Source organism: Microbacterium sp. CCNWLW41, from assembly GCF_037083505.1.
Genome location: NZ_JBAOJP010000002.1, coordinates 161888 through 185188 on the forward strand (window position 1 = coordinate 161888; position 23301 = coordinate 185188).

General features: G+C 74.5%; 22 protein-coding genes. 8 read left to right on the plus strand and 14 right to left on the minus strand.

From position 1 onward, the window contains the following. Positions 1 to 2 precede the first annotated feature (2 nt). From V6R91_RS08525 to V6R91_RS08550, 6 genes are all read left to right on the plus strand, one after another. Positions 3 to 1349 (plus strand): MFS transporter, encoded by a 1347-nt coding sequence (locus V6R91_RS08525; protein WP_336395164.1) that lies wholly within the window; start codon positions 3 to 5, stop codon positions 1347 to 1349. A 50-nt stretch (positions 1350 to 1399) separates the two neighbouring features. Beyond that, positions 1400 to 2200: a MerR family transcriptional regulator gene (locus V6R91_RS08530; RefSeq protein WP_336395165.1), complete on the plus strand. Its 801-nt coding sequence runs from the start codon at positions 1400 to 1402 to the stop codon at positions 2198 to 2200. Positions 2201 to 2363: 163 nt separating this feature from the next. After that, positions 2364 to 3029: an RNA polymerase sigma factor gene (locus V6R91_RS08535; RefSeq protein WP_271059362.1), complete on the plus strand. Its 666-nt coding sequence runs from the start codon at positions 2364 to 2366 to the stop codon at positions 3027 to 3029. Then, positions 3016 to 3462, plus strand: coding sequence for a hypothetical protein (locus tag V6R91_RS08540; protein WP_271059361.1), 447 nt, complete (start codon positions 3016 to 3018; stop codon positions 3460 to 3462). The genes V6R91_RS08535 and V6R91_RS08540 overlap by 14 nt, the downstream gene beginning before the upstream one ends. A gap of 35 nt (positions 3463 to 3497) precedes the next feature. After that, positions 3498 to 5081 (plus strand): S8 family peptidase, encoded by a 1584-nt coding sequence (locus V6R91_RS08545; RefSeq protein WP_336395166.1) that lies wholly within the window; start codon positions 3498 to 3500, stop codon positions 5079 to 5081. 80 nt (positions 5082 to 5161) lie between these two features. After that, positions 5162 to 7630 (plus strand): CHAT domain-containing protein, encoded by a 2469-nt coding sequence (locus V6R91_RS08550; RefSeq protein ID WP_336395167.1) that lies wholly within the window; start codon positions 5162 to 5164, stop codon positions 7628 to 7630. A gap of 292 nt (positions 7631 to 7922) precedes the next feature. On the opposite strand, the gene V6R91_RS08555 is transcribed toward V6R91_RS08550, so the two are convergent. The 6 genes from V6R91_RS08555 to V6R91_RS08580 form a co-directional block, all read right to left on the minus strand. Then, the gene (locus V6R91_RS08555) at positions 7923 to 8699 is read right to left on the minus strand and encodes a DeoR/GlpR family DNA-binding transcription regulator (RefSeq protein WP_067250784.1); all 777 of its coding nucleotides are present in this window, start codon (positions 8697 to 8699) and stop codon (positions 7923 to 7925) included. Then, entirely contained in the window at positions 8696 to 9553 is an 858-nt protein-coding gene (locus V6R91_RS08560; RefSeq protein ID WP_219086090.1) for a class II fructose-bisphosphate aldolase, read from the minus strand. The genes V6R91_RS08555 and V6R91_RS08560 overlap by 4 nt, the downstream gene beginning before the upstream one ends. Beyond that, positions 9550 to 10632, minus strand: a complete 1083-nt coding sequence (locus V6R91_RS08565; RefSeq protein ID WP_271059357.1) for a 1-phosphofructokinase family hexose kinase — start codon at positions 10630 to 10632, stop codon at positions 9550 to 9552. Before V6R91_RS08565 ends, V6R91_RS08560 begins: the two co-directional genes overlap by 4 nt. Continuing rightward, positions 10629 to 11588, minus strand: a complete 960-nt coding sequence (locus V6R91_RS08570) for an ROK family protein (protein WP_336395168.1) — start codon at positions 11586 to 11588, stop codon at positions 10629 to 10631. The genes V6R91_RS08565 and V6R91_RS08570 overlap by 4 nt, the downstream gene beginning before the upstream one ends. Before the next feature lie 7 nt (positions 11589 to 11595). Further along, positions 11596 to 12510: an SIS domain-containing protein gene (locus V6R91_RS08575; RefSeq protein WP_336395169.1), complete on the minus strand. Its 915-nt coding sequence runs from the start codon at positions 12508 to 12510 to the stop codon at positions 11596 to 11598. Positions 12511 to 12656: 146 nt separating this feature from the next. Beyond that, on the minus strand, positions 12657 to 13808 hold the full coding sequence (locus V6R91_RS08580; protein ID WP_336395170.1) for an ROK family protein: 1152 nt from the start codon (positions 13806 to 13808) through the stop codon (positions 12657 to 12659). A gap of 169 nt (positions 13809 to 13977) precedes the next feature. On the opposite strand from V6R91_RS08580, the gene V6R91_RS08585 reads away from it, so the two are divergent. Further along, the gene (locus V6R91_RS08585) at positions 13978 to 15093 is read left to right on the plus strand and encodes an ROK family transcriptional regulator (protein WP_336395171.1); all 1116 of its coding nucleotides are present in this window, start codon (positions 13978 to 13980) and stop codon (positions 15091 to 15093) included. Positions 15094 to 15108: 15 nt separating this feature from the next. Here V6R91_RS08585 and V6R91_RS08590 read toward each other — a convergent pair whose 3' ends face one another. Next, positions 15109 to 15408, minus strand: coding sequence for a chorismate mutase (locus V6R91_RS08590; RefSeq protein ID WP_219086096.1), 300 nt, complete (start codon positions 15406 to 15408; stop codon positions 15109 to 15111). A gap of 84 nt (positions 15409 to 15492) precedes the next feature. Here V6R91_RS08590 and V6R91_RS08595 point away from each other — a divergent pair, with 84 nt between their 5' ends. Then, positions 15493 to 16761 carry an AI-2E family transporter gene (locus V6R91_RS08595; protein ID WP_336395172.1) on the plus strand — a complete coding sequence of 423 codons (1269 nt, stop codon included), beginning with the start codon at positions 15493 to 15495 and terminating at the stop codon, positions 16759 to 16761. A 111-nt stretch (positions 16762 to 16872) separates the two neighbouring features. Here V6R91_RS08595 and V6R91_RS08600 read toward each other — a convergent pair whose 3' ends face one another. The 7 genes from V6R91_RS08600 to V6R91_RS08630 all read right to left on the minus strand — a co-directional run bounded on the left by V6R91_RS08600 (position 16873) and on the right by V6R91_RS08630 (position 23263). Next, entirely contained in the window at positions 16873 to 17790 is a 918-nt protein-coding gene (locus tag V6R91_RS08600) for an ABC transporter substrate-binding protein (RefSeq protein ID WP_336395173.1), read from the minus strand. A gap of 99 nt (positions 17791 to 17889) precedes the next feature. Continuing rightward, positions 17890 to 18621, minus strand: a complete 732-nt coding sequence (locus V6R91_RS08605) for an ABC transporter permease (RefSeq protein WP_336395174.1) — start codon at positions 18619 to 18621, stop codon at positions 17890 to 17892. Next, entirely contained in the window at positions 18618 to 19313 is a 696-nt protein-coding gene (locus tag V6R91_RS08610; RefSeq protein WP_067250301.1) for an ABC transporter permease, read from the minus strand. Before V6R91_RS08610 ends, V6R91_RS08605 begins: the two co-directional genes overlap by 4 nt. 1 nt (position 19314) lies before the next feature. Next, complete coding sequence (locus V6R91_RS08615; RefSeq protein ID WP_336395175.1) at positions 19315 to 20181, minus strand: ABC transporter ATP-binding protein; 867 nt, start codon at positions 20179 to 20181, stop codon at positions 19315 to 19317. Positions 20182 to 20200: 19 nt separating this feature from the next. Beyond that, positions 20201 to 20512 carry a DUF427 domain-containing protein gene (locus V6R91_RS08620; RefSeq protein ID WP_067250294.1) on the minus strand — a complete coding sequence of 104 codons (312 nt, stop codon included), beginning with the start codon at positions 20510 to 20512 and terminating at the stop codon, positions 20201 to 20203. A 67-nt stretch (positions 20513 to 20579) separates the two neighbouring features. Next, positions 20580 to 21995, minus strand: coding sequence for a dihydrolipoyl dehydrogenase family protein (locus V6R91_RS08625; RefSeq protein ID WP_336395176.1), 1416 nt, complete (start codon positions 21993 to 21995; stop codon positions 20580 to 20582). Positions 21996 to 22102: 107 nt separating this feature from the next. Further along, positions 22103 to 23263 carry a lactonase family protein gene (locus V6R91_RS08630; RefSeq protein WP_336395177.1) on the minus strand — a complete coding sequence of 387 codons (1161 nt, stop codon included), beginning with the start codon at positions 23261 to 23263 and terminating at the stop codon, positions 22103 to 22105. Positions 23264 to 23301: the final 38 nt, after the last annotated feature.

The window sequence follows — 23301 nt, forward strand, 5'->3', positions numbered from 1 at the left end:
ACATGGACGAGACGCGGGCAGGGCTCTGGACCAATCGGCGCTACGTGGCCTGGCTGTTCAGCGACACCGCCAAGGGGCTGGGGACCTCGTTGGCCTCGTTCGCCGTCCCCCTGGTGGCGCTCATCGTGACGAACGACCCTGCGCAGGCCGGGATCATCGGCGGCGTCGGGATGACGGTGCGGCTGGCCCTGACGCTGTTCGGCGGCGTGCTGGCCGACCGCCACCACCGGGTGCGCATGATGCTCGTCGGCGCGGTGTTCGCGACCGTCCTGTCCGTCGGTTTCACGGCGCTGGCGCTGAGCGGCGCACTCAGCTTCGCCGCCCTCCTCGCGGTGCAGGCCCTGCTCGCCGTCCGAGCGGGGGCCTTCGAGCCGGCGAGCGAGAGCGCGGTCAAGGAGATCGTCCCCGACGAGGCGATGGGCAGGGCGCAGGCCGCCAACCAGGGACGCGACGCCGCCCTCCAGCTCACCGCGGGCCCGCTCGGCGGTCTTCTGCTGGGAGTCGGCGCATGGTTCGTCGGCGTGGTGATGACCGCCTGCTACGCGCTCGCGGCGGCCTCCGCGTGGCTGCTCGGCCGTGCGGTCCGCGGTGACGCGGGACCCTCTGCGCATCCGATCGACGACGACGCCGCGCGCTCCCCCCGCGAGGGAGGCCCGACCGAGGGGGCTCCGACGGAGCGCGGTCCGAACGCGCTCCGAGAGATCCGCGAGGGGTTCGCCTGGCTGTTCTCTCGCCCGGACCTGAGCGGCGTGCTGTGGATCTCCACGACGGTCAACCTCGGCTTCAACGCGGCCCTGACGACGGTGATCTACGCGCTCCAGCAGGCCGGGGAGACGGAGCTGACGATCGGCATGGTCTCGGCCGTCCTGGGCGCGACCATGCTCGTCGGCGCGCTCGCGGCCCCGCTCCTCGTGCCTCGGATCGGGGCCGGGGTGCTGATGATCGCGGGCATCGGCGCGGCCAGCGTCGCGGTCGCCGCCCTGACGCTCGCCCACGAGACGGCGACGATCGCCCTCGTGCTCGTGTTCGCGGTCTTCCTCATCCCCACCCTCAACGCCGGGATGATGGGGTACTTCATGGTGGCGACGCCGTCGCGGCTCCTCGGCCGCGCGAACGCCGCGTCGGGGGTGCTCGGGATGGGAGCGATGCCGCTCGCGCCTCTCATCGCCGGCTTCGGCCTCACCTGGGCGGGACGGGACGCCACGCTCCTCGTCTGCGCAGGCTTCTGCGTCGTCTCCCTGCTGCTCGCGGTGACCAACCGCGGGCTCCGCTCCCTCCCGGCCGAGGCGGGCTGGGCCGCCCATGCCCGGACGTTCGACACCGATCCCGCCACCGCCGTGCGTGCTTGACTCGGACGGGGGCTTGACCCTGACACGGTGGAAGACGGGAGAACGGACACATGCTGTCCATCGGAGCCTTCGCGCAGATCGGCCAGGTGACCCACCGGATGCTCCGGCACTGGGACGCCGCCGGTCTGCTCGTCCCCGCCCATGTGGATGAGTCCAGCGGGTACCGTTCCTACGACCCGTCGCAGCTGGACCGGCTGCACCGGATCGTGGCGCTGCGGCATCTCGGGTTCGGCCTGGAGGAGATCGCGGTCATGCTGCAGGAGGGCGTCGAGGTCGAGCTCCTCGCCGCCCGGCTGCGGTCCCGCCGCGCCGAGGTCGAGCGCGAGCACCGGATCGCGACCGCTCGGCTCGTCGACGTGGAGCGGAGGCTCCACCTCATCGAGAAGGAGAACCACATGTCCGCTGTCGAGATCGTCGAGAAGCCCCTGCCCGCCGTACGCCTGGCCGCCCGTACCGCGCTCGTCGCCGAGGGGGTGGAGATGGCCGACGTGGTCGGGCCGGGCTTCGACGCCGTGGCCGCCGTCATCCGCAGCGGCGGCTCCCTCACGACGCCGATCGCGCAGTACGAGCCGGTCGAGGAGGGCATGCGGGTGGTGACCGGATACGCCTATTCCGGACCCGAGCAGGACGGCGTCGAGATCGTCACGTTGCCAGCCGTCACGACCGCGATCTGCGGCGTCCACCTCGGGCCCATGGACAAGATCGGAACCTCGTGGCAGTCGCTGCACGAGGAGATCCTCGCGCGCGGCTTCGTTCCCGAGGGGCCCTGTCGCGAGCTGTACGTCCGGGCGGTCTCGGACGACCAGCGCGACTGGGTGACCGAGCTCCAGCAGCCCGTCGTCCCGGCGTGATCGCGCCGCCGCCTCCGGTCAGTCGCCGGGGGCGGCGGCGCATGCCCTCAGCGCCCGCGCCGGGTAGGGCGAGAGCCGCACGGCGCCCGCGGGACGATTTCCGGGACGCGGGTATCAGGAAGCACTTGCCGTCCTCCTGAAGGGTGTGAGCACAATGGGCACCATGACCGACGCCTCACCCGAGGGCGCTGTCAGCGAGGGCCCGGAGCGGTGGGAGCGCGCGGCCGATCTCTTCGCCGACTGGCGCGCCGGCGACGCACGCGCCATGGACGACCTGGTGCGCCTGATGACCCCCGTGCTCTGGCACGTCGTCCGCGCGTACGGCCTCGAGCGCACGCTGGCGGAGGACGTCGTCCAATCCACCTGGATGGCGCTCGTCCGCCACGCCGACACGATCGCCGACGACCGCGCCGTGTCCCGCTGGCTCACCGTCACGGCGCGGCGAGAGGCCTGGCGGACCACGCGCGTGCACGGCCGCGCGGACTCCACCGCCGACGAGCTGCTCGAACCCCTGCTGCCGCCGGAGCGGTCGACCGAGGCGGTCGTGGCGGCGTCCGACGAGGCAGCGCGGCTCTGGGCCGCCGTCGGCACCCTCACCGAACGCTGCCAGCGGCTGCTGCGCGTCGTGGCCTTCGACGACCGCCCCGACTACACCCGCATCGCGGCGGATCTGGAGATGCCGATCGGGAGCATCGGCCCCACCCGGCAGCGCTGCCTGGCCAAGCTGCGGACGGCCTTGACGGCGCACGGCTTCGGCGACGACGCGAACGGGTCCCGGCAGCGACGGGGATCCGGGACCGGGAAGGACGACCGCCATGACCGACGCTGACGACGCCCTGCTGCGCCGGATCCGAGCGGCGGCCGAACGGTTCGATCCGCCGGCGCCGGATCTCGCCGAACGGATGATCGCCGCGATGGCGGTCGAGGACCTCTCCCGCGACTACGCCCTGCTCACGCTCGTCGAGAGCGGACTCGGCGCCGTCCGCGGCGAGGCCGAGACGACGACGCTGCAGTTCAGCGACGGCCGGATCGGTCTGCTCCTGCACATCAGCCGCACGGCCCGCGACACCCGCCGCATCGACGGATGGGTGGACGCGCAGGTCCGCGAGGTCCGGCTGTCCCAGGGATCGCGCACGCGGAGCGTGCCGCCGGACGCGACGGGGCGGTTCGCCTTCGACGACGTTCCCGCCGGGCTCACCCGTGTGCGTCTGGTCGCCGACGAGGAGACCGGTGACCTGCTCACGCCCCGGTTCGAGGTGTGATCGGAGACGCGGCGGCGCCGCGGGAAGGACGAGCCATGGAACAGCCCCGGGGATGGAGCTGGCAGGACCGCGCTGAGGGGTCGATCCCCCGCGGGACGACGCTGGATCCGGCGATCGATCCCGTCGACGGCGTCCGCGCCTATCCGACCGCGTACCTGCCGGACCGGATGCTGATCACGGAGAATCCGGACGATGTCGAAGGCGCCTACGACCGCGACGTCCGGATCCTGCGGGAGGTCGCCGCATCGTTCGGCTGGGAGCTGGAGATCGGGCAGGACGACCTCGTCCGCACAGGTCTCGCCCCCGAGGTCCTGCCCGGGATCCCGGGAGTGCACCGGGCGCGGCTCACCACGTCCGCCGAGCCGGACCGCGGCGACTCGCCCGTGGCACCGGACGCGTGGCGCGTGCTCCAGCGGGCCCGGCGCGTCGCCGGCGGGCCGATGCCTCGCGCGGGGCTCGAGCACGTGCTGTCCGTGGATCCGGTCGGGCTCAACCCGTTCACGCGCACCAATCCCTTCACACGCACCAATCCCTTCACCCGGACGAACCCCGCCCGCGGCGAGGGCGCCGGAGCGGGCAGCGACGACTACCTCGCGCCCGGGCGGGGCGGACGCCAGCCGGTCGCGTGGATCGGCCCGGCTCCGCGCCGCGGTCCGGACCCCCGGCGAGGACGCCGGGTCGTCGTGGCGGTGCTGGACACCGGGTGCGGCGCGCACGCCTGGCTGCCGGACACCGTCGTGACCACCCGGGTGACGCTGGACGGCGTGCCGATCGGGCTCACCGGAGACGACGACCCCGAACGCTACCCCGACCTCTACGGACAGCTCGACGGCGAGATCGACGCGGTCGCCGGGCACGGCACGTTCATCGCGGGGATCCTCCGGCAGACGGCGCCGGACGCGGACATCCTCGCCATCCGTGTCGCGGGATCGCTCGGGGTGGTGGACGAGAGCACGTTCCTGCGCTCCCTCGCCGCGCTCGTGGAGCTGCAGCGGCGCCACGTGCACCGGATCGACGGCGGACGGCCGATCGACGTGCTCAGCCTGTCCCTCGGCTACTACCACGAGACCCCCGTGGACGGGCAGTTCTCCCGAACGCTGTACGACCTGCTGCGCACCGCCAGGGAGCTCGGCACGGTCGTCGTGTGCTCGGCGGGCAACGACGCGATCGACCGCCCCGCGTTCCCCGCGTCCCTCTGGGCCTGGCCGGGTGCGGACAACGGCATCGAGCCGGACGAGCTGCACCCGCTCGTCTCCGTCGGCGCGCTCAATCCGTCCGCCCGATCCGTCGCGCTGTTCTCGAACGTCGGCCCCTGGGTCCGCACGTACGCACCGGGCGCCGCGGTGGTGAGCACCACTCCGGCCTTCACCGGCGGCGCCCAGGCCGCCACCCGGTGGGACGTCGGCGACCTCGTGCGCGAGACGGTCGATCCGGACGACTACCGGGGCGGATTCGCCGCGTGGAGCGGCACCTCCTTCGCGGCCCCGTACGTGGCGGGGCGGATCGCGGCGGGGCTGGCCGGCGCGGTGGCCGCCGCCGACGTCGCCCCCGCCGCCACGGCGGCCGAGACCGTGACGGAGGTGCTGAAGGCCCTGCCCCCGGACGCGCCGCTCTCCTGATCCGGCCTGTTCCCGATCCGGACTGCACGCGGCCGGAGCCCCGTCTCGCGCGGACCCCGCTGACACGGCATCCTGAGGGGATGGGGAGCCCGGGAACCGCGCCGGCGGCGGCACGCGCGCTGTACGAACGCGGCCTGGCCGCGACGAACGCGCAGCGGTACGTCGAGGGGCGCCGCCTGCTGGATCGCGCCGCGGCGCACCCCGGGGCCGACCCGGACCTGCGGGCCCGCATCGCCGGGACGACCGCCTACCTGCTCGCGCAGACCGGCGAGCCCGCCCGTGCCGAGGAGCTGTGCCGCGCGGCCCTCGACGCCGACGACGCCGGCCCGCACACCCGCGCCGTGCTCGCCGGTCAGCTCGGCGTCCTCTTCACGCGGGCCGGACGACTCGACGAGGCGGACGACATGCTGGGCCGCGCGATCGCGGGTCTGGACGGCGTCGAGCTCGCGAACTGCCTGCTCAACCGCTCGCTCGTGCGCATGCAGCGCCGCGCGTTCGACGCCGCAGCGGAGGACCTGGAGCGGTCCGTCGCGCTCTACCGCGCCGCCGGCGACGAGACCGCCACCGCAGAGGCCGCGCACAACCTCGGGTACGTCGCGCTCCTCCGCGGCGACCTCGTGCTGGCTCTGGAGCTCATGTCCCGCTCGCGCCCGGCGATCGCCGCGGAGTCGGACCTGAGCGCGGCGATGAGCGACCTGGACCGCGCCGAGGTGCTGCGCGACGCGGGGCTGGCGGAGGAGGCCGAGCAGCTGCTGGAGAGCGTCTCGGCGACCTTCGGCCGCGCGCGCATGCGGCAGGCGCGGGCGGAGGCGGAGTTCCACCTCGCCCGCTCCCTCCTCCGGCACGATCCGGTGCGTGCCGAGCGGGTCGCGCGCACCGCCGGACGCCGATTCCGCGCGCTCCGGAGCGGCAGCTGGGCCGCGCGCAGCGACGCCATCCGCCTCGACGCGGTCCTCGCGCAGGGCCGCAGTCCCGGACCCGAGGCGTTCCGCACCGCGGCCGAGGCGCTGGACGCGGCCGGCTTCCGCAGCGAGGCGGCGGCCGTGCGCTTCGGCGCGGCGCTCGACGAGGTGAGACGACGCGGTCCGCGCGACGCCGGAGGGACCGCCCTTCCGCGTCTCCCCCGCGCCGCACCGCTGCCCCTGCGCCTGCGGGCCGCCGAGGTCCGCGCCGAGCGCGCCGCCCGCGAGGGACGCCGCAGCCACGCACGCCGGTACGCGGCGCGCGGCCTGGACCTGCTGACGGGGTGGCAGAGCTCCTTCGGCGCGCTCGACCTCCAGGCCTCCACGGCCGTGCACGGCGAGCAGCTCGTGCGGCAGGGCCTCGCCGCGGCCGTCGCGGACGGGGACCCGCGGACCGTGTTCGACTGGTCCGAGCGCGCGCGGCACCTCAGCCAGCGGATCGCGCCCGTCCGGCCCCCGCACGACGCCGCGCTGGCCGCGGACCTCGGAGAGCTGCGGATGCTGCGCAGCGAGCTCGCGGGTGAGGAGTGGACGCAGGATCCGCGGGTGCGGGCGCTGCGGGATCGTGCCCGCGAGCGGCAGTGGACGGCCACGGGGGCGGGGGATGCCCGTCCGCGCGCCGCGCTGGCGGAGCTGCGGCGCGCCCTCGATGCGGACACCGTCGCCCTCGCGTACGTGTTCACCGGCGACCGGCTCGTCTGCCTCGTGACGACGACCGCGGGCTCACGCCTGGTCCCGCTCCCCTGGGACGCCGTGCAGGAGGACCTGCGCGGCCTCCGCGCGGATCTCGACGTCTCGGCGGCGGTGCGCTCCGGCCCGCTCGCCGCCGTCGTCCGGCGGGCCCTCGACGACCGGCTCCGCCGGCTCGACGCAGCCCTGCTCGCACCGGTGATCGCGGGATCCGGCCCCCGCGTGCGGGCGCTGATCACGGCGCCGGGGGTCCTCGCCGGGGTTCCGTGGGGCATGCTCCCGGCGATGTCGGGGCGCCCCTTCACGCTCGCGACCTCGGCTTCCCGCTGGCTGCACGAACGGCGCACCGCCCCGGCACCCCTCCTACGGGCCGGGTTCGCCGCGGGGCCGCACGTGGCGCGCGCCGAGGAGGAGGTGACGACGGCGGCCGCCGCCTGGGACGCCCCCGTGGTCCTGACCGGCGCCGCGGCCGGCGTCGAGGCGGTCACCGCGCTGGCGGGCGGGTCGGACGTGCTCCACGTCGCCGCGCACGGCCGGCATACGGTGGACAACCCGCTGTTCTCGGGCCTCGAGCTCGCCGACGGGATCCTCTTCGGCTACGACGTGGACCTCGTCCCGCGTCCTCCCGCCGTGGTCCTGCTCTCGGCGTGCGAGCTCGGCCGCTCGTCGGTCCGCGGCGGCGAGGAGGCGCTGGGGATGACCCGGGTGTGGCTGCACGCGGGCACCCGCTGCGTCGTCTCCTCGCCCGTCGTGGTCCCCGACGACGTCGCCTGCGAGCTGCTCGGGGCCGTGCACGGGAGCCTGCGCGCCGGCCTCGATCCGGCGGCCGCGTTGTCCGCCGCGGCGGCGGACACGGGTCACCGGACGCCGTTCCAGTGCCACGGCAGCGGCTTCTGACCGCTCCGACGCCGAGGCGGACACGGCGGGAGAACCTTTTTCTCCATTCGATGTATCAGACCGGCACTCCGGGACTCCTGTTCGTCGGAAGGTGTCATGCGGGGAACTTCCGAGGGAGCCGGGAGCGTGAGGGGACGCGGTCGGAACTGGGGATGCGCGTGCTGGGGACGCGCCGACGGACACGATTCCACGGGGGTGTCGCGCGGGGAGCGCGGCACCCCCTCCTCATGCTCGCCCGAGGACGGGCGACCTGGCCCGGGCAGCCCGGCCTCGGCGACGCGGATCGCTCCGCTCAGTCGGCGAGGAGCACCTCGTAGCCGGCGTCCTGGAAGGCCGTGCGGTACGCGGCCGACAGCCCGGTGTCGGTCAGCAGGGTCGGGAACAGCGACGCGTCCCCGACCGCGGCGAACGCGCTCGCACCGATCTTCCCGGAGTCCGCCACGACGATCGGCCGGCGCGCACGCTCGGCCATGATCCGGTTCACCGCCGCCTCCCGCTCGTCGTGCGTGCTCGCCCCGTCGACCGGATCCATGCCGTTCACCCCGATGAACGCGACGTCGAGCCGGATCCCGCGCAGCAGCTGCTCCACGAACGGCCCCACCAGCTCGTACGTCCTCGAGTGGATCACGCCACCGGTGACGACGACCTTGATGTCGGGCCGGGTGGCGAGCTGGGCGGCGATGTTCACCGCGTTCGTGACGATGGTGAGCGGCTGGTCGGCGAGATCGTCGCGGGCGGCGAGGGCGGCGGCGATCGCCGTGGTGGTCGTCCCCCCGGACAGGCCCACGACGGAACCGGGCGCCACGAGCGCCGAGGCGGCGCGGCCGATCCGATCCTTCTCGTCCGCCCGCAGGTGGCTCTTGTACCGGATGGGCAGCTCGTAGGCGACGGACTGAGCGACGGCTCCGCCGTGCGTCCGGGTCAGCAGGCGCTGCTCGGCGAGGCTGTCCAGATCCCGGCGCGCGGTGGCCGGGGACGCCCCGAACCGGTCGACGAGCTCCTCGACCGTGATCTCGCCCTGGGCCGCGAGGAGGTCCAGGATGGCCGTCAGACGTGCCGTCCGCTTCATTCCGCCCGCCCGTGCTCCTGCGCGCCGGCGAACAGGCGCAGCAGCCGGCCCGCCTCCTCCGCGACCGCCTCGCGCCCCGGCGCGATGTACTTCCGCGAGTCGACGAGACGCTCGTCCGCCGCGAGCCGGGCCCGCACCGCGCGGGTGAAGAAGCCGTTCAGGTGGGTGGACACGTTGATCTTCGTCATCCCCGCACGGATGGCGGCGACGAGCGCGTCCTCGGGGACCCCGGAGGACCCGTGGAGGACCAGCGGGACGTCCAGCGCCGCGCGCAGCCGAGCGATGAGGTCGAGGTCCAGTGCCGCGGTGCGGTCGGTCATCGCGTGGGAGGACCCGACGGCGACGGCGAGCGCGTCCACGCCGGTCTCGGCCACGAACGCCCGCGCCTCGTCGGGATCCGTGCGCACCCCGGGCGCGTGCGCGCCGTCCTTGCCCCCGACCTCGCCGAGCTCGCCCTCGACGTGCACGCCGGCGGCGTGCGCGCGCTCGGTCACCCGGGCGGTGAGCGCGACGTTGTCCGCGTACTCGAGCGTCCCGCCGTCGAACATCACCGAGCCGAAGCCCAGCGCCACCGCCTCGTCGACGAGCTCGGGGCGCTCGGCGTGGTCAAGGTGCACGGCGACCGGCGTCGCGGCGCGCCGGGCGACGGCCAGGGCGGCGAGCGCGATCGGCTCGAGGCCGCCGTGGTAGTCGGCGCAGTTCTGCGAGATCTGCAGGATGACCGGCAGCCCGGTGCGTTCGGAGGCGAGGGCGAGGGCCTCGGCGGTCTCCAGGTGGATGACGTTGAAGGCGCCGATGCCGACGCCGCGGGAGGCGGCGTCCTGGACGAGCTCGCGGGCGGAGACGAGGGTCATGGGGTGTCCTTCGGTTCGGGGGCGGTCGTGGCGCGCGGGTCGGACGCGTGCCCGGTGGGGCTGTCGATGAGCAGGGCGGCCTCGAGCTGAGGCCAGGAGGGGTGGATCTCGCCCGCCAGCGGCATGAGCACGGCGGCCGCGGACCACGCGGTGGCCCGGCGCAGCAGGGTCAGCGGGTCCCGCACGCCCCGGGCGAGGAGCACGGCGCACGCCGCCACGGCCGCATCCCCGGCGCCGGTCGGATTGCCGGCGAGGGGCTCGGCGAGCCGCGCGCGCAGGATCCGGATCCCCCCTTCCCCGGTTCCCCCGCCTTCCCCGGGTTCGGGGCGCGTCTCGGGGCCTCGGGGCCCGCCCTGGGGCCCGTCGGCCCCATCCGGCGCCCCAAACCGGGAAGACACCACGGCCAGCATCCCGTCGGGACCCTGGGAGAGCAGGATCAGCTCCGCCCCGCGCCGGATCAGCTCCGCCGCTCCGGCGAGGGGATCCTCGTGTCCTGTCGCCTCCCGCAGCTCGGCGGCGTTGGGCTTGAGCACGTGCGCGCCGGCGTCGGCGGCCCGCAGGAGCGCCGGCCCCGAGGTGTCGGCGATCACCGTCGCCCCCGCGGTCCGTCCCCACCGGACGAGGTCCTCGACGAGACCCTCGGGCGCTCCGGGCGGGATGCTCCCCGCCACCACGAGGACGGGCGACGCGGCCCGGCTCACGGCGTCGGCGACGGCGCGGCGCACGGCCGCCCATTCCTCGGCGGACGGCGCCGTGCCGCGCTCGTTCACGATCGTCGTGTCCCCGGCCGCCTCGTCCACGAGCGCGACGCTGCGACGGGTCGACGCCCGCACCGGGACCAGCGCATGCGGGACCCCGCTGCTGCGCAGCTCGGCGGAGAACTCCTCCCCGGTCGTCCCGCCCGCCGTGGCGACGGCGCAGACCTCGGCCGCCTCGGCGTGGGCGACGCGCGCGACGTTCAGTCCCTTGCCTCCGGCGCGGGAGCGTCCGGTCGGCGCCCGGTGGGTCCCGCCGGGGATGAGGCGCTCGACCTGCCAGGTGAGATCGAGCGCGGGGTTCGGGGTGACGGTGACGATCACGACGCCTCCCGGAGCGCGCGCGCCCGCAGGGCGGATCCGAGGATCCCGGCGTCCCCGCCGAGCTCGGCCGGCACCAGCTCGGGGAGGCGGTGGAAGCTCAGCCGATCCGCGAGACGGCGGCGCAGCTCGTCGAACAGGGGCGCCCCGGCTCGGGAGAGCCCTCCGCCGATCACGACCGCCTGGGGAGCGAGCACGGCGGTGAGCTGGGCGAGGGACATCGCCAGCGCGTCGAGCGCCTCGTCCCACACCCGGGCCGCGACGGCGTCTCCGGAGGCGGCGAGCGCCAGCACCTCGCGGGCGCCGTCCGCCGTCCGGCCGCTCTCGTCGCGGTAGCGGCGGGCGATGGCGCCCGCGGACGCGACCGCCTCCAGGCACCCCCGGGCCCCGCACGGACAGGGCCAGTCCCCCAGCGGGGAGTGTCCGATCTCGCCCGCGTAGCCGCCGCCGGCGTGCAGCCGGCCGTCGAGGATCAGCGTGCCGGCCACCCCCGTGCCGATGATCAGCACGACGGCGTCGTCGAAGGGCCGTGCGCCGCCGATCCGGTGCTCGGCCCAGCTGCCCGTCGCCACGTCGTGGTCGAAGGCGACGGGGAGCCCGAGCCGCGCGGTCGCGAGATCGCGGAGCGGGGCGTCGCGCCAGCCGAGGTTGCTGCTGAACACGGCGATCCCCGCCGGGGCGTCGACGATGCCGGGGACGACGAGCCCCGCCGCGTCCGGCTCGATCCCCGGGTGGTCTTCGCGCAGGTCGTCCGCCAGTCGCACGAGCAGGTCGAGGAGGCGCTGCGGGCTGTCCGCGCCGGGTGCCGGCGAGGAGGTGCGCCGCAGACCGCGCAGCGCGCCGGAGCGGTCGACGAGGGCGGATTTGACGTCCGTCCCTCCCACGTCGAACGCGAGGACGGCCGGTCCCGGGCCGAGCGATCGCAGCCCGGCGGGCGTCGGAGCGAGGGCGGCGGTCACGGACGGCTCAGGGCTCGAGGATGACCGAGCGGGTGAGGTTGCGCGGCTGGTCGGGGTCCAGCCCGCGGGCCAGCGCGCGGTCCAGGGCCACCCGGTGCAGCCGCGCGAGGTCGGCGAGCGGGTCGATGGGGTGCTGGACGAAGCGGGCTCCGGTCGCCTCGACCTGGCCGGCGAGGCCGTCCGGCGCCGTGCCGAACTGCCAGGCGATCCGTCCCGGCGCCGCGATCGCGATCGGGCCGTGCCGGTACTCCATCGCCGGGTAGGACTCGGTCCAGGTCTGCGAGGACTCCCGCATCTTCAGCGCCGCCTCGTGGGCGAGCCCGACGGTCCAGCCGCGGCCGAGGAAGCTGTACTGCTCGGCGTCGGAGAGGCTGGGGTCGACGTCGTCGAGCGCCGCGCGCGCGTCCGCCACGGCGGCGTCGAGGGACTCGCCGAGCGCGGCGCGGAAGAGGGCGAGCGCGGTCGTCGCGAAGCGGGTCTGCACGACGGAGCGCTCATCCGCGAACGGCAGCAGCAGCGCGTCGTCGACGAGGTCGACGAGGGGGGACGCCGGATCGCCGATCACGCCGATCAGCCGCGGGCGATCCGCGCCGGCCGAGCGCACCCGCTCGACGAGCTCGAGCACCTCCGTGGTGGTGCCGGAGCGGGTGAGGGCGACGATGGCGTCGTAGCCGCGGCCGACGAAGGCCTCGGATGCGGCGAAGGCGTCCGTCTCCCCGCCGGCCTCGGCGGACTCGCGCAGCGTCGCGTAGGACTGCGCCATGAACCAGGAGGTGCCGCAGCCGACGACCGCGACACGTTCGCCCGCCGCGGGGAGGCGGCGCTGCTCGTCGCGCATCGCCGCGGCACGGGCCCAGGTCTCGGGCTGGGAGTCCAGCTCCGCACGCATGTGGGCGCCCGGAGCGGTGGTCGTCTCGGTCATGGCGGTCTCCCGTCGTCGATCGCGTCGCCGTGAGCGGCTGCTCCGATCAACTGAAGGTTTGTGATCGTTTTGACGCTGAATCGATCGTAATACGCCAAGCGTTCCCGGGCAAGGCGGTGACCGTCGCGCCCCACGGATGCCCTGGCTCACCCGCGCAGGACCTGGGCGGGATTCCACCGCACCCCGAGCACCGCCGTCAGGGCGAGCTGCGCCGCCCCGGCGTAGCGGGCGATCCGGACATCCGCAGCCCGCACCGGCACGGCGCTCGCGCCCCGGGGCACGTACGACAGCTCCGCGCGCACGCGATCGAGGAATCGGTCGCCGAGCAGCGCGACCGGCCCGCCGATCACGACCTCGACCGGATCCAGCATCGCCGTCAGCAGGATGATCACGCGCCCGAGCGCCAGGGCGCCGTGCGCGAGCGCCTCGTCGTCCGCGGTCGCCAGGAGCGGGGCGAGATCCTCCGCGTCCCTCCCCTCCACGACGTCGTCTCCGAGCATGGCCGACAGCGACGCCGCCGACTCCAGGCATCCGGTCCCGCCGCAGCGGCAGGGCCGCGCCTGCGCCCCGGTGACCACGCGCACGTGACCGATCTCGCCGACCCGTGCGCGGGGGCCGGCGGCGAGCTCGCGGTCGACCGTGATCGCGCCGCCGATGCCGCTTCCGACGTGGAGGAACAGTCGGCGCCCCCGGGGCTCCTCGCCCGCGATCGCCTCGGCCACGGCCTCGGCATCCACGTCATTGACGAGGATCACCGGCGCCCCGACCTGCTCCTCCAGCTGCGCCGCGAGCGGGAGGTCGGTCCATCCCAGCTGCACGCTCTCCAGCACCACGCGCCCGTCGGTCGCACCCGGAAGCTGCACGCTGACCGCGAGAAGACGCCCGGAGAACCGCGCGGCGACCTCGCCGATCGCCCGGCGCAGGGACTCGTCCCGATCCGCCGGCGCGTACGCGAGGGGCTCCTCGTGCTCCGCCGAGCCGTCCAGCCGCACCAGCGACAGGCAGGCGTCCGTCGCGCGCAGGACCACGACCAGGACGAGGTGGTGACGGGCGTCCACGTCGAGCGTCGTCGCGCGCTTGCCGCCCGTGCTCGCGGCCGGCGCGCCCTCGCGGATGAGCCGGGTGTCGATGAGCTCCGCCACGAGCGAGGAGGCCGTGGCCGCCGTCAGCCCCGTGCTCCGTGCGATCCCGGCGCGGGTCTGGACGCCCGGCCGGTCCATCACGAGCTGCAGGGCGCGCCGCAGGTTGACCCGGCGCAGGGCCGCCTGGCCGTCGAGCTCGTCGATGTTCTGCAGCATGGCCGCGGATCCTCCCGGGCACGGGGACGGTCGATGTTTGACAAACCGGCGGGGACGTCCTTACGCTCGCGCTACATACTTTAGTCACTGAACTAAGTTGCGTCGCCCGACGCTCGGATGGTCGCGAGGGGGCCCCTGTGCCGTATCCCCACCCTACGAGGTGCACCGCATGACGACGGCGCCCGCCCTCGCCGCCGGGCTCGCCGGCGCGCGCGCCGTCGCCCCGGTCCCCCTCGCGCAGTCGATCCGGCGCCACAACCGCGGCGTCGTCCTGCGCACTCTCCTGCGCGAGACGACGGCCAGCCGGGCGGATCTGTCGCGCCTCACCGGGCTCGCCCGCCCGACGATCTCCGAGGTCGTCCGAGACCTGCTGGCCGACGGAGTGATCCTCGAGACCGGTCACCGCTCCGCGTCGCGACCGGGAAAGCCTGCGGTGATGCTCGAGGTGGACCGGGACGCGGTTCAGGCCGTCGCGATCGATCTGTCCGATCCCGGCCGGATCCGGGCCGCGGTCTGCGCCCCCGACGGACGGATCCTGCACCGGACCGCGACGCCGCGCCGGGCCGGCGACACGGCGGCGGAGCTCGCGTCCGACCTCGGCACCCTCGTCGCCGGGCTCGCCGCGCGCACGGCGCATCCCGTCCTCGGCGTGGGGATCGGCCTGCCCGTCGGCGACGCCGCGGCCGACGGGCTCTCCGCCGCGCTGCTGACGACCGACCTCGGCGGGCTGCCGGTCCACGTCGCCGCCGAGGCCGACCTCGCCGCACGCGCCGAGCGGGACGCGGGCACCCACGGCACGGACTTCCTCCTCGTGCGGATCGGGACGGGCGTGAGCACGGCCATCGTCGCCGAGTACGCCGGCGACGGCCTGGGCGTCACCGGTCCGGGCGCGAAGGAGCTCGCGCACATCGACGTCGGGGGGACGACGGGGGAGCCCTGCCGTTGCGGGAGCGAGGGATGCGTGCACGCCTGGGTGGGCGCCCCTGCTCTGGACCGGAGGATCGCGGCGGCGGGGGACGACCACGCGCGGCAGGCGGTGCGCGCCGAGGCGGGGCAGCGGCTGGGGTTGCCGCTCGCCGCGATCGTCTCGGCCCTCGACCTGCCGCGCGTGGTGCTCAGCGGCCCGGAGACCGTGGCGGACGAGACCTTCCGCACCGCCCTAGAGGACTCCCTCGCCGCGATCGCCCAGCTCCCTCACGCCCGTGTGGACGTGCACTGCGGGACCGTGACGGACGCGGTGCTGCGCGGCGCCGCCGCGCACGTCGTCTCGGCCGAGCTCGTCTGAGCGCGCGCGGGCGCCTCAGCGGCCCGAGGCCGCCTCGGTGTGGTGGCGGATCACCTCGGCGACGACGAAGTTGAACCACTTCTCGGCGAACTCCGGGTCCAGGTGCGCCTCCTCGGCGAGCGCGCGCAGGCGGGCCACCTGCTGCTCCTCGCGTGTCGGGTCCGAGGCCGGCATCTCGTGCTCGGCCTTCAGCGCCCCCACCTGCTGCGTGCACCGGAAGCGCTCGGCGAGCATGAAGACGAGCGCGGCGTCGATGTTGTCGATGCTCGCGCGCAGGCGGAGCAGTTCGGCCCGGGGATCGGTCGCGGCGGTCATCCCTCCACCCTAGAGGCGAGCCCGCCCGCGTCGGCGCGGCGATCCGCACCCGGGCGCGTGTGCGGGCCTGGATAGTGTGGCCCCATGAGCGCTCAGGGGAAAGACACCGACGCGGCCGCGCGCACGCCGGCGCGTGCGGAGGACGCGGTCGCCACGGACGCGGCGGATCCCGGGACGGACGCGTCGGTGCGCCGCGCCGATCCCGCCGGGCCCGTCGACACTCCCGGATCCGACCCCGCCACCGCGGCCCCGGTCGCGGAGCCGGGCGTCCCGCGGGCGTCGTTCTGGACGCGCATCGACAAGCCGTTCAGCTTCGGCTTCCTCGTCGTCCTCGGCGGTCTGACCGCGATCCTCCTGGGCCTTGCGCTGTCGAACATCTCGACCGTCCTCATCTACATCGCCTTCGCGCTGTTCGCCGCACTCGGGCTGAACCCCGCCGTGCAATGGCTGGAGAAGCGGCGGATCCCCCGGGCGTGGGCGGTCGTCATCGTGATCGTCGGCTTCGCGGTCGTCCTCGCGGTCATCGTGATGTCGATCATCCCCACGGTGGTGAGCCAGATCGCGGCCTTCATCGAATCCATCCCGGGCACGATCGACCGTTTCCTGGCGAGCGACTTCTACGCAGGCCTCCAGCAGCAGTTCGGCGTGGGACTCACCGACGTCGTCGCGGAGATCGAGAAGTTCCTCAGCGACCCCGCGCGCCTGCTGCAGATCGGCGGCGGCGCGCTGCAGGTCGGCGGCGTGGCCCTGCAGGTCGGCGGGGCCATCGCGACGGGGCTGTCCGGCGCGCTCATCGTCATCGTGCTGACGCTCTACTTCCTCGCCACGCTCCCGTCCATGAAGAAGGGGCTCGTCCGTCTCGCCCCGGCGCGGGACCGGCGGCGCATCAGCGACATCAGCTCGCAGATCGCCGAGTCTGTCGGCGGGTACGTGATGGGCATGGTCGTGCTCGCGTTCATCAACGCGGTGCTGGTGTTCCTCCTCTACCTGTTCCTCGGTCTGCCCTTCCCGCCGCTGATGGCGACCGTGGCGTTCCTCATCACGCTCATCCCGCTCGTCGGATCCGTGCTGTTCTGGATCATCGGTACGGGGATCGCCCTGTTCACGAGCCCGATCGCGGCCCTCGTGTTCGCGCTCGTGTACGTCGTGTACATGCAGGTCGAGGCCTACGTGATCACTCCGCGCGTGATGAACCGGGCGATCTCGATCCCCGGCTCCCTCGTCGTGATCGGAGCCCTCGTCGGCGGGACGCTCCTGGGCCTGCTCGGCGCGCTGGTGGCGGTGCCGGTCACCGCCTCGCTGCTCATCGTCATCAAGCAGGTGTGGATCCCCCGCCAGGACTCCCGCGTCTGACCGGTCCCCAGCCCGCCCAGCCCGACGAGATTCGGGGCGCGCCCCGGGGATCTCACACCCCGGGGCACGCCCCGAATCGCCGTTACGGACCCCGAAGGGCCTCGATCAGGATCAGCCCAGGTTGGCCTTGAGCCAGGCGGCGGCGATCTCCTTCGGCTCCTTCTTGTCGACCGTGCTCTGCACGTTGAGCTTCACGAGCTCCTCGGTCGTGAGCTTGGCGCTGACGGCGTTGATCGTGTCGGCGATCTCGCCCTCCACGTCCGCGCTGGCGATCGGCACGACGTTGGAGGACAGGATCATGTTCTCCGGGTCCTTCAACGCCACGATGTCCTCGGTCTCGAAGGCCGGGTCCGCCGTGTAGACGTCCGCCACCTGGATCGTGCCGGCGAGCAGCGACTCGAGCGTCGTCGGTCCCGTCGCCGAGAAGGCGAGGTCGACCCCGTAGACCTCCTTCGCGGCGGCGGGGCCGTACGGCCGCTGCTCGAACTCCGGAGCCGCGCCGACGGTGATGGTCCCGCCGACCTTCGCCAGGTCCCCGATGGAGGTGAGACCGTGCTCCTCGGCGTAGGCCTTCGTCACCGTGTAGGTGTCCTGATCCGACGCCTCGGCGTAGTCGAGCGCGACCAGGCCGTCCGGCAGCGCCTCGGTGAGCGCCGCGTAGACGTCCTCCGGGCTCGTCGCGGTCGCCGAGTCGTCGAGGTACTCCAGGAGGTTCCCGGTGTACTCCGGGAACAGGTCGATCGCGCCGGACTCGACCTCGGGCATGTACGCGTCGCGCTGCCCGATGTTGAACTGGCGCTTCACGGTCTGCCCGTCGGCCTCCAGCGCCTGCGCGTAGATCTCGGCGATGATCTCGTTCGAGAAGTAGGCCTGGGATCCGATGACGATCGTGTCGCCCCCGCCGTTGTCGGACGGGGCGCTCGTCTCGCCGCCGAGGGACGACGAGGACCCGCACGCCGTGAGCGCGAGAGCGGCGGCCGTCAGGGCTCCGGCGGCGAGGAGGGTGCGGGACAGTCGAGCAGTGAACATGGTGGTTCCTCTCTCCGGTGGTCTGTGCTGTGGTCTGGGTCTGTGAACGGGGTCTGGACTGTGGTGTGGGTCTGGCGTCCGGGCGGGGGATCCGGCGCGTCAGGTGGTGCCGGCGCGGACCGCCCCGCGAGCGCGCGAGCGCCGTTCGGCACGGGGACGCGGCACCTCGCGGACGCCGAGCGGGACGACGGCCTTCTGCAGGAGCGCGAAGAGGAGGTCGGCGAGCAGGGCCAGGAGGGCGACGAGGAGCGCCCCGGCGAGGACCTGGTCGAACCTCCGCAGCGGCAGCCCCTGGATGATCGGCCACCCGAGCCCGCCCAGGTTCACCCAGGCGCCGATGGTGACCGTCGCGATGACCTGCAGCACCGCCGAGCGCAGTCCCCCCACCACGAGCGGCAGGCCGAGGGGCAGCTCGACCTTGACGAACACCTGCCACGGCGTCATCCCCATGGCCTTGGCGGCGTCGCGCACCCGCGGGTCGATCGCCTCGATGCCGGTGTACGCCCCGGCGAGGATCGGCGGGATGGCGAGGAGCACGAAGGTCACGAACCCCGCGGTCGGCGTCTGCAGCACCCCGAACAGCAGCACGAGCAGGATGAGCAGACCGAAGGAGGGCAGGGCGCGCGCCGCGCCCGAGATGGCGACGGCCACCTCGCGGCCGCGGCCGGTGTGCCCGATCGCCCAGCCGGCCGGCGCCGCGATCACGAACGCGATCGCCACGGACACCACCGTGAAGAACAGGTGCTGGCCGAGCAGGACCGGCAGGGCGTAGCTGCCCTGCCAGCGCTCCGGCGCGACCAGCCAGGCGAAGGCCTCGGCGAACAGGTTCATGCGGCCGCCCCCTCCGTCACGGGCGCGACCCGCCGGGGCCGGCGCCGGGCGCGCGGCCCCGTGACCCGCTCCCACGGCATCACGAGGCGGCCGAGGACCACGAGCAGCGCGTCGACGAGGAGCGCGAGGACGACCGTGGCCACCACGCCGGCGAACACCTCCTCGATCAGGCGCCGGTCCAGGCCCGTCGTGAAGAGGTACCCGAGGTTGGTGACGCCGATGAGGATGCCGACCGTGGCCAGCGAGATCGTGCTCACCGCCGCCACCCGCAGCCCCGCGAGGATGACCGGTCCCGCCAGCGGCAGGTCCACCGCCCAGAACCGTCGCGCGGATCCGTACCCCATCGCCGTGGCCGCCCGCCGCACGTCCGCGTCCACGGAGTCCAGCCCGTCCGCCACCGAGCGCACGAGGATCGCCACGGCGTAGATCGTGAGGGCGATGACGAGGTTCGTCTCGCTGATCGCCGAGTAGCCGAGCACGGACGGCATGAGGATCAGCAGCGCGAGCGACGGGATCGTGTAGAGCAGCCCCGTCAGCACGATCACCGGACCGCGCACGAGCCGGAAGCGCGCCGCGAACCAGCCCAGGGGCACGGCGATCACCAGCCCGAGCACGATGGCGATCAGGCTCTGCCGCAGGTGGACCAGCGCGAGCTCGAGGATGAGCCCGACGTTGTCCGCGATCCACTGCATGTCAGCCGCCGCTCGCGTCCGCGGTCGTTCCGGCCGGCGTCGCGGCGCCGCTGCCGTCGTCACGGAGCGCGCCCTGCATCCGGCCGTCGGCGTCGACGACGATCGTCCCCTGCGGCGTCCTCTTCAGGTGAAGCGCGCGCCGGCCGCGGTCGGCGCCGACGAAGGCGGAGACGAAGTCGTCGGCGGGGGCCTGCAGGATCTCCTCGGGCGTGCCCTGCTGGACGATCCGCGCGCCCACGTCGAGCAGCACGATCCGGTCGCCGAGAAGGAAGGCCTCGTCCACGTCGTGCGTGACGAACACCACGGTCTTGCCGAGCTCGCGCTGCAGACGCAGCATCTCCTCCTGGAGCTCGGTGCGCACGATGGGATCCACCGCGCCGAACGGCTCGTCCATCAGCAGGATGTTCGGGTCGGCGGCGAGCCCGCGCGCGACGCCCACGCGCTGCTGCTGGCCGCCCGAGAGCTGCGCCGGGTACCGGTCGGCCAGCGCGCGGTCCAGGCCCACGGTGTCGAGCATCTCGCGAGCGCGGTCGGCCGCCTCGGAACGACCGACGCCGTTCAGCCGCAGCACGGTGGCGACGTTGTCGAGCACGGTGAAATGCGGCATGAGGCCGCCGTTCTGCATCACGTACCCGATGCTGCGGCGCAGGGCCACCGGCTCGCGGTCGCCCACGCTCGTGCCGTCGATCTCGATGGTGCCCGAGGTCGGGTCGACCATGCGGTTGATCATCCGCAGCAGCGTGGTCTTGCCGCATCCGGAGGAGCCGAGCAGCACCGTGGTGCGCCGCGGCGGGATGACCAGGCTGAAGTCGTCGACGGCGCGCGTGCCGTCGGGGAACTGCTTGGTGACGGATCGGAACTCGATCATGATCCCTGCTCCGCGGCCCTCACCCGGAGGAGCGCTCCACCTCCACCCCGGGGGCGAACGCGACGTACCCGGAGAAGTCCCGGCCGACCCGTTGGATCCCGGAGGGGTAGGGCTCGGGGTAGGACCAGGCCAGATCGGCGTGCGTCTCTCCGTCGGCCACGACCGAGTAGTACTGGCACACGCCCTTCCACGGGCAGGTGTACGGCGTCGGGCTCTCCACCAGCACGCCCTCGCGCACCGCGGACGGCGGGAAGTAGTGGTTGCCCTCGATGAGGATCGTCTCGGCGTCGTCGGCCTCGGCGATCACGGTCCCTGCGAGTACAGCTCTCATGCTCGTTCCTCCTGGGTCGAATTCGAGCGTAGGGGACGCCACCGACATGGGGGCGGAGATCGGCCGATCAGGCCGAATCCCGCCCGTACGCCTCCAGCAGCCGCAGCCACACCTCGCTCATCGTCGGATACGACGGGACGGCGTGCCAGAGCCGCGCGAGCGGGACCTCGCCGACCACGGCGATCGTCGCGGCGTGGATGAGCTCGGCGACGTCCCGACCCGCCATGGTGACGCCGAGCAGCACCCCGCGGTCCTCATCGACGACCATCCGTGCCCGCCCCCGGTAGCCGTCCTCGTGCAGGCCCGCACCGGCGACCGAGGAGAACTCCACGTCGACGGCGCGCACCCGGCGTCCCGCCTCGCGGGCGGCCGCCTCCGTGAGGCCCACCGCCGCGACCTCCGGCTCCGAGAACACCACCTGCGGCACCGCGGCCGCGTCGGCCGTCGCGACATGGCGGCCCCAGGGCTGCTCGTCCACCGGCTCGCCGAGCGCGCGGGCGGCGATCGCGTCCCCGGCCGCGCGCGCCTGGTACTTGCCCTGGTGGGTCAGGAGCACCCGGCCGTTCACGTCCCCGACCGCGTACAGTCCGTCGACGCCGGGGACGCGCAGCGTGTCGTCGGTGCGGATCCACGCCCCCGGCTCCAGCCCGACGGTCTCCAGGCCCAGGTCCTCCGTGCGCGCGCGCCGCCCCGTCGCGACCAGGACCTCGCTCGCGACGACCTCGCCCGCGTCCGTCGTCACGACGACGGCGGCCTCCCGCCGCTCGACCCGGTCGACCCCGGTGTCCGTGCGCACGTCCACGCCGAGCTCGCGCAGGCCCTCGGCCACCTGCTCCCCGGCGAACGCCTCCATCCCGCCGAGCAGGCCGTGCCGGGCGATGACCGTCACGTCCGAGCCGAGCGCGGCGTACGCCGTGGCCATCTCGACGGCCACGACGCCCCCGCCGATCACGGCGAGCGACGCCGGCACCTCCTGCGCGCTCGTGGCCTCGCGGCTCGTCCAGGGACCCGCGTCGCGCAGACCGGGGATGTCGGGGACGACCGCGTCCGAGCCCGTGCTGATCGCGACCGCGTGCCGGGCGTAGAGCGTCCGCCGCTCCCCGTCCGCCGTGGCGACCTCGACCTCCCGCGGACCGACCAGACGCCCGTGGCCGCGGACGAGGTCGATCCCCGCGCTGCGCAGCCAGCCGACCTGGCCGTCGTCGGACCAGTCGGAGGCGAACCCGTTGCGCCGGGCGAGGACCGCCCGCACGTCCAGGCCGCCGGTGACCGCCTCGGCGCTGCCCTGCACCCGCTTCGCGGACCGCAGGGCCTGGGCCGGGCGCAGCAGCGCCTTGGACGGCATGCACGCCCAGTAGGAGCACTCGCCGCCGACGAGCTCGCTCTCCACGATGACGGCCGTGAGGCCCGCCTGCACGACGCGGTCGGCCACGTTCTCGCCCACCGGACCGCCGCCCAGCACGATCAGGTCGTACTCGTCCATCCGCCTGCCGCCTCTCCGTCGTCGGGGTGTCTCCACCCTTGCAGAACCGCGGACGGCACGGGGCGATTCCCGGCGGATCCCGGGTTCCGAAGCGCGGAGGACGCGACTCAGCGGACGGGGAGGATCACCGTCGGGGTCGGCGCGGGGGCCCGGTGCAGGACCCGCCCGGGGGCTCCGGTGCGCTCGTCGAGATCGAGGATCGCCACCTCGTCGGACCGCTGCCCCGCGACCAGGAGCGCCCCCTCGTGCACGAGGTGGTGGCGGGGCCAGTCCACGCCGGACTCGGCGAGCGCCAGGGGCTCCACGGTGCCGCCGTCCCCGCGGACGCGCAGGGCCGCGATCGTGTTGCTCCCGCGCAGCGCGGTGTAGAGCGTCGCGCCGTCCCGGGACCGGGCGAGCTCGGCGGGGTAGTCGGATCCGATCTGCGCGAGCGGCGTCGCCGTGGTCGCCGCCGCGATCGACCACCGTCCGTCCGGTCCGGCGGCGAGGGTGAACACCTCGCACGAGTACTCGGTCACCACGTGCAGGTGGCCGCTCGGGTGAACGACCATGTGGCGCGGGCCGGTGCCGCGCGGCAGCACCACCTCGTGATCCGGGACGAGGCCCCCGTCCGCGCCGGGACGCCAGAACCGCACGAGATCGAAGCCGAGATCCGTCGTCGCGATCCGTCCGTCCGGGAGGAACGCGGCCGCGTGCGCGTGCGTGACGCGCGGGTCGCCGTTCGGGTCGAGGCGATCGGGGTCGGCCGCGTAGGGGTCCGCGGCCGGGTGCGGATCCGCCGGGCGGGCCGTGTCCGCGGACGCGTCGGGGCCCTCGCCGAGCAGCGCGGCGCGGACGGCGGCGGCGCGCTGAGCCCGGTCCGCCGCGGGCGCGATCAGCGCGCCGTCCGGGCCGAGCCCGAAGCGCACGACGCGCCCGTCGCCGTAGCAGCTCGCGACGAGCGCGTCGCCGCGCGGGGACACGGCGAGGTGGCACACGGCCGCCCCCGCCGCCAGCGGCTCGCCGAACGAGGACAACCCGGTGTCCCCGTTCCGCCGGAAGGCTCTGACCTCGCCCGAGCCCTCCAGCGCCGCGTACACGACGTCCAGGGAGGGATGGGCGGCCAGCCAGGACGGCGACGGCGCGGGCGCGACGGCGCCGCGGTAGCCCAGCGACCGGATCGGCGCACGCTCCCGTCCCGGGTGGTCGTCGCCGCCCGCCAGCAGCCCGATGCCGTCGGCGGATCCCTCCATGTCGGCGCCGTAGCCGCCGAGCCAGAACCGCGTCATGTGCGCCCCTTCGTCTCTCTCCGCGATCGTCTCTCTCC

Bases quoted from the DNA above. Each gene is read 5' to 3' on its own strand.
- V6R91_RS08525 (WP_336395164.1), top strand. From the start codon at position 3: ATGGACGAGACGCGGGCAGGGCTCTGGACCAATCGGCGCTACGTGGCC.
- V6R91_RS08530 (WP_336395165.1), top strand. From the start codon at position 1,400: ATGCTGTCCATCGGAGCCTTCGCGCAGATCGGCCAGGTGACCCACCGG.
- V6R91_RS08535 (WP_271059362.1), top strand. From the start codon at position 2,364: ATGACCGACGCCTCACCCGAGGGCGCTGTCAGCGAGGGCCCGGAGCGG.
- V6R91_RS08540 (WP_271059361.1), top strand. From the start codon at position 3,016: ATGACCGACGCTGACGACGCCCTGCTGCGCCGGATCCGAGCGGCGGCC.
- V6R91_RS08545 (WP_336395166.1), top strand. From the start codon at position 3,498: ATGGAACAGCCCCGGGGATGGAGCTGGCAGGACCGCGCTGAGGGGTCG.
- V6R91_RS08550 (WP_336395167.1), top strand. From the start codon at position 5,162: ATGGGGAGCCCGGGAACCGCGCCGGCGGCGGCACGCGCGCTGTACGAA.
- V6R91_RS08555 (WP_067250784.1), bottom strand. From the start codon at position 8,699: ATGAAGCGGACGGCACGTCTGACGGCCATCCTGGACCTCCTCGCGGCC.
- V6R91_RS08560 (WP_219086090.1), bottom strand. From the start codon at position 9,553: ATGACCCTCGTCTCCGCCCGCGAGCTCGTCCAGGACGCCGCCTCCCGC.
- V6R91_RS08575 (WP_336395169.1), bottom strand. From the start codon at position 12,510: ATGACCGAGACGACCACCGCTCCGGGCGCCCACATGCGTGCGGAGCTG.
- V6R91_RS08580 (WP_336395170.1), bottom strand. From the start codon at position 13,808: ATGCTGCAGAACATCGACGAGCTCGACGGCCAGGCGGCCCTGCGCCGG.
- V6R91_RS08585 (WP_336395171.1), top strand. From the start codon at position 13,978: ATGACGACGGCGCCCGCCCTCGCCGCCGGGCTCGCCGGCGCGCGCGCC.
- V6R91_RS08590 (WP_219086096.1), bottom strand. From the start codon at position 15,408: ATGACCGCCGCGACCGATCCCCGGGCCGAACTGCTCCGCCTGCGCGCG.
- V6R91_RS08595 (WP_336395172.1), top strand. From the start codon at position 15,493: ATGAGCGCTCAGGGGAAAGACACCGACGCGGCCGCGCGCACGCCGGCG.
- V6R91_RS08600 (WP_336395173.1), bottom strand. From the start codon at position 17,790: ATGTTCACTGCTCGACTGTCCCGCACCCTCCTCGCCGCCGGAGCCCTG.
- V6R91_RS08605 (WP_336395174.1), bottom strand. From the start codon at position 18,621: ATGAACCTGTTCGCCGAGGCCTTCGCCTGGCTGGTCGCGCCGGAGCGC.
- V6R91_RS08610 (WP_067250301.1), bottom strand. From the start codon at position 19,313: ATGCAGTGGATCGCGGACAACGTCGGGCTCATCCTCGAGCTCGCGCTG.
- V6R91_RS08615 (WP_336395175.1), bottom strand. From the start codon at position 20,181: ATGATCGAGTTCCGATCCGTCACCAAGCAGTTCCCCGACGGCACGCGC.
- V6R91_RS08620 (WP_067250294.1), bottom strand. From the start codon at position 20,512: ATGAGAGCTGTACTCGCAGGGACCGTGATCGCCGAGGCCGACGACGCC.
- V6R91_RS08625 (WP_336395176.1), bottom strand. From the start codon at position 21,995: ATGGACGAGTACGACCTGATCGTGCTGGGCGGCGGTCCGGTGGGCGAG.
- V6R91_RS08630 (WP_336395177.1), bottom strand. From the start codon at position 23,263: ATGACGCGGTTCTGGCTCGGCGGCTACGGCGCCGACATGGAGGGATCC.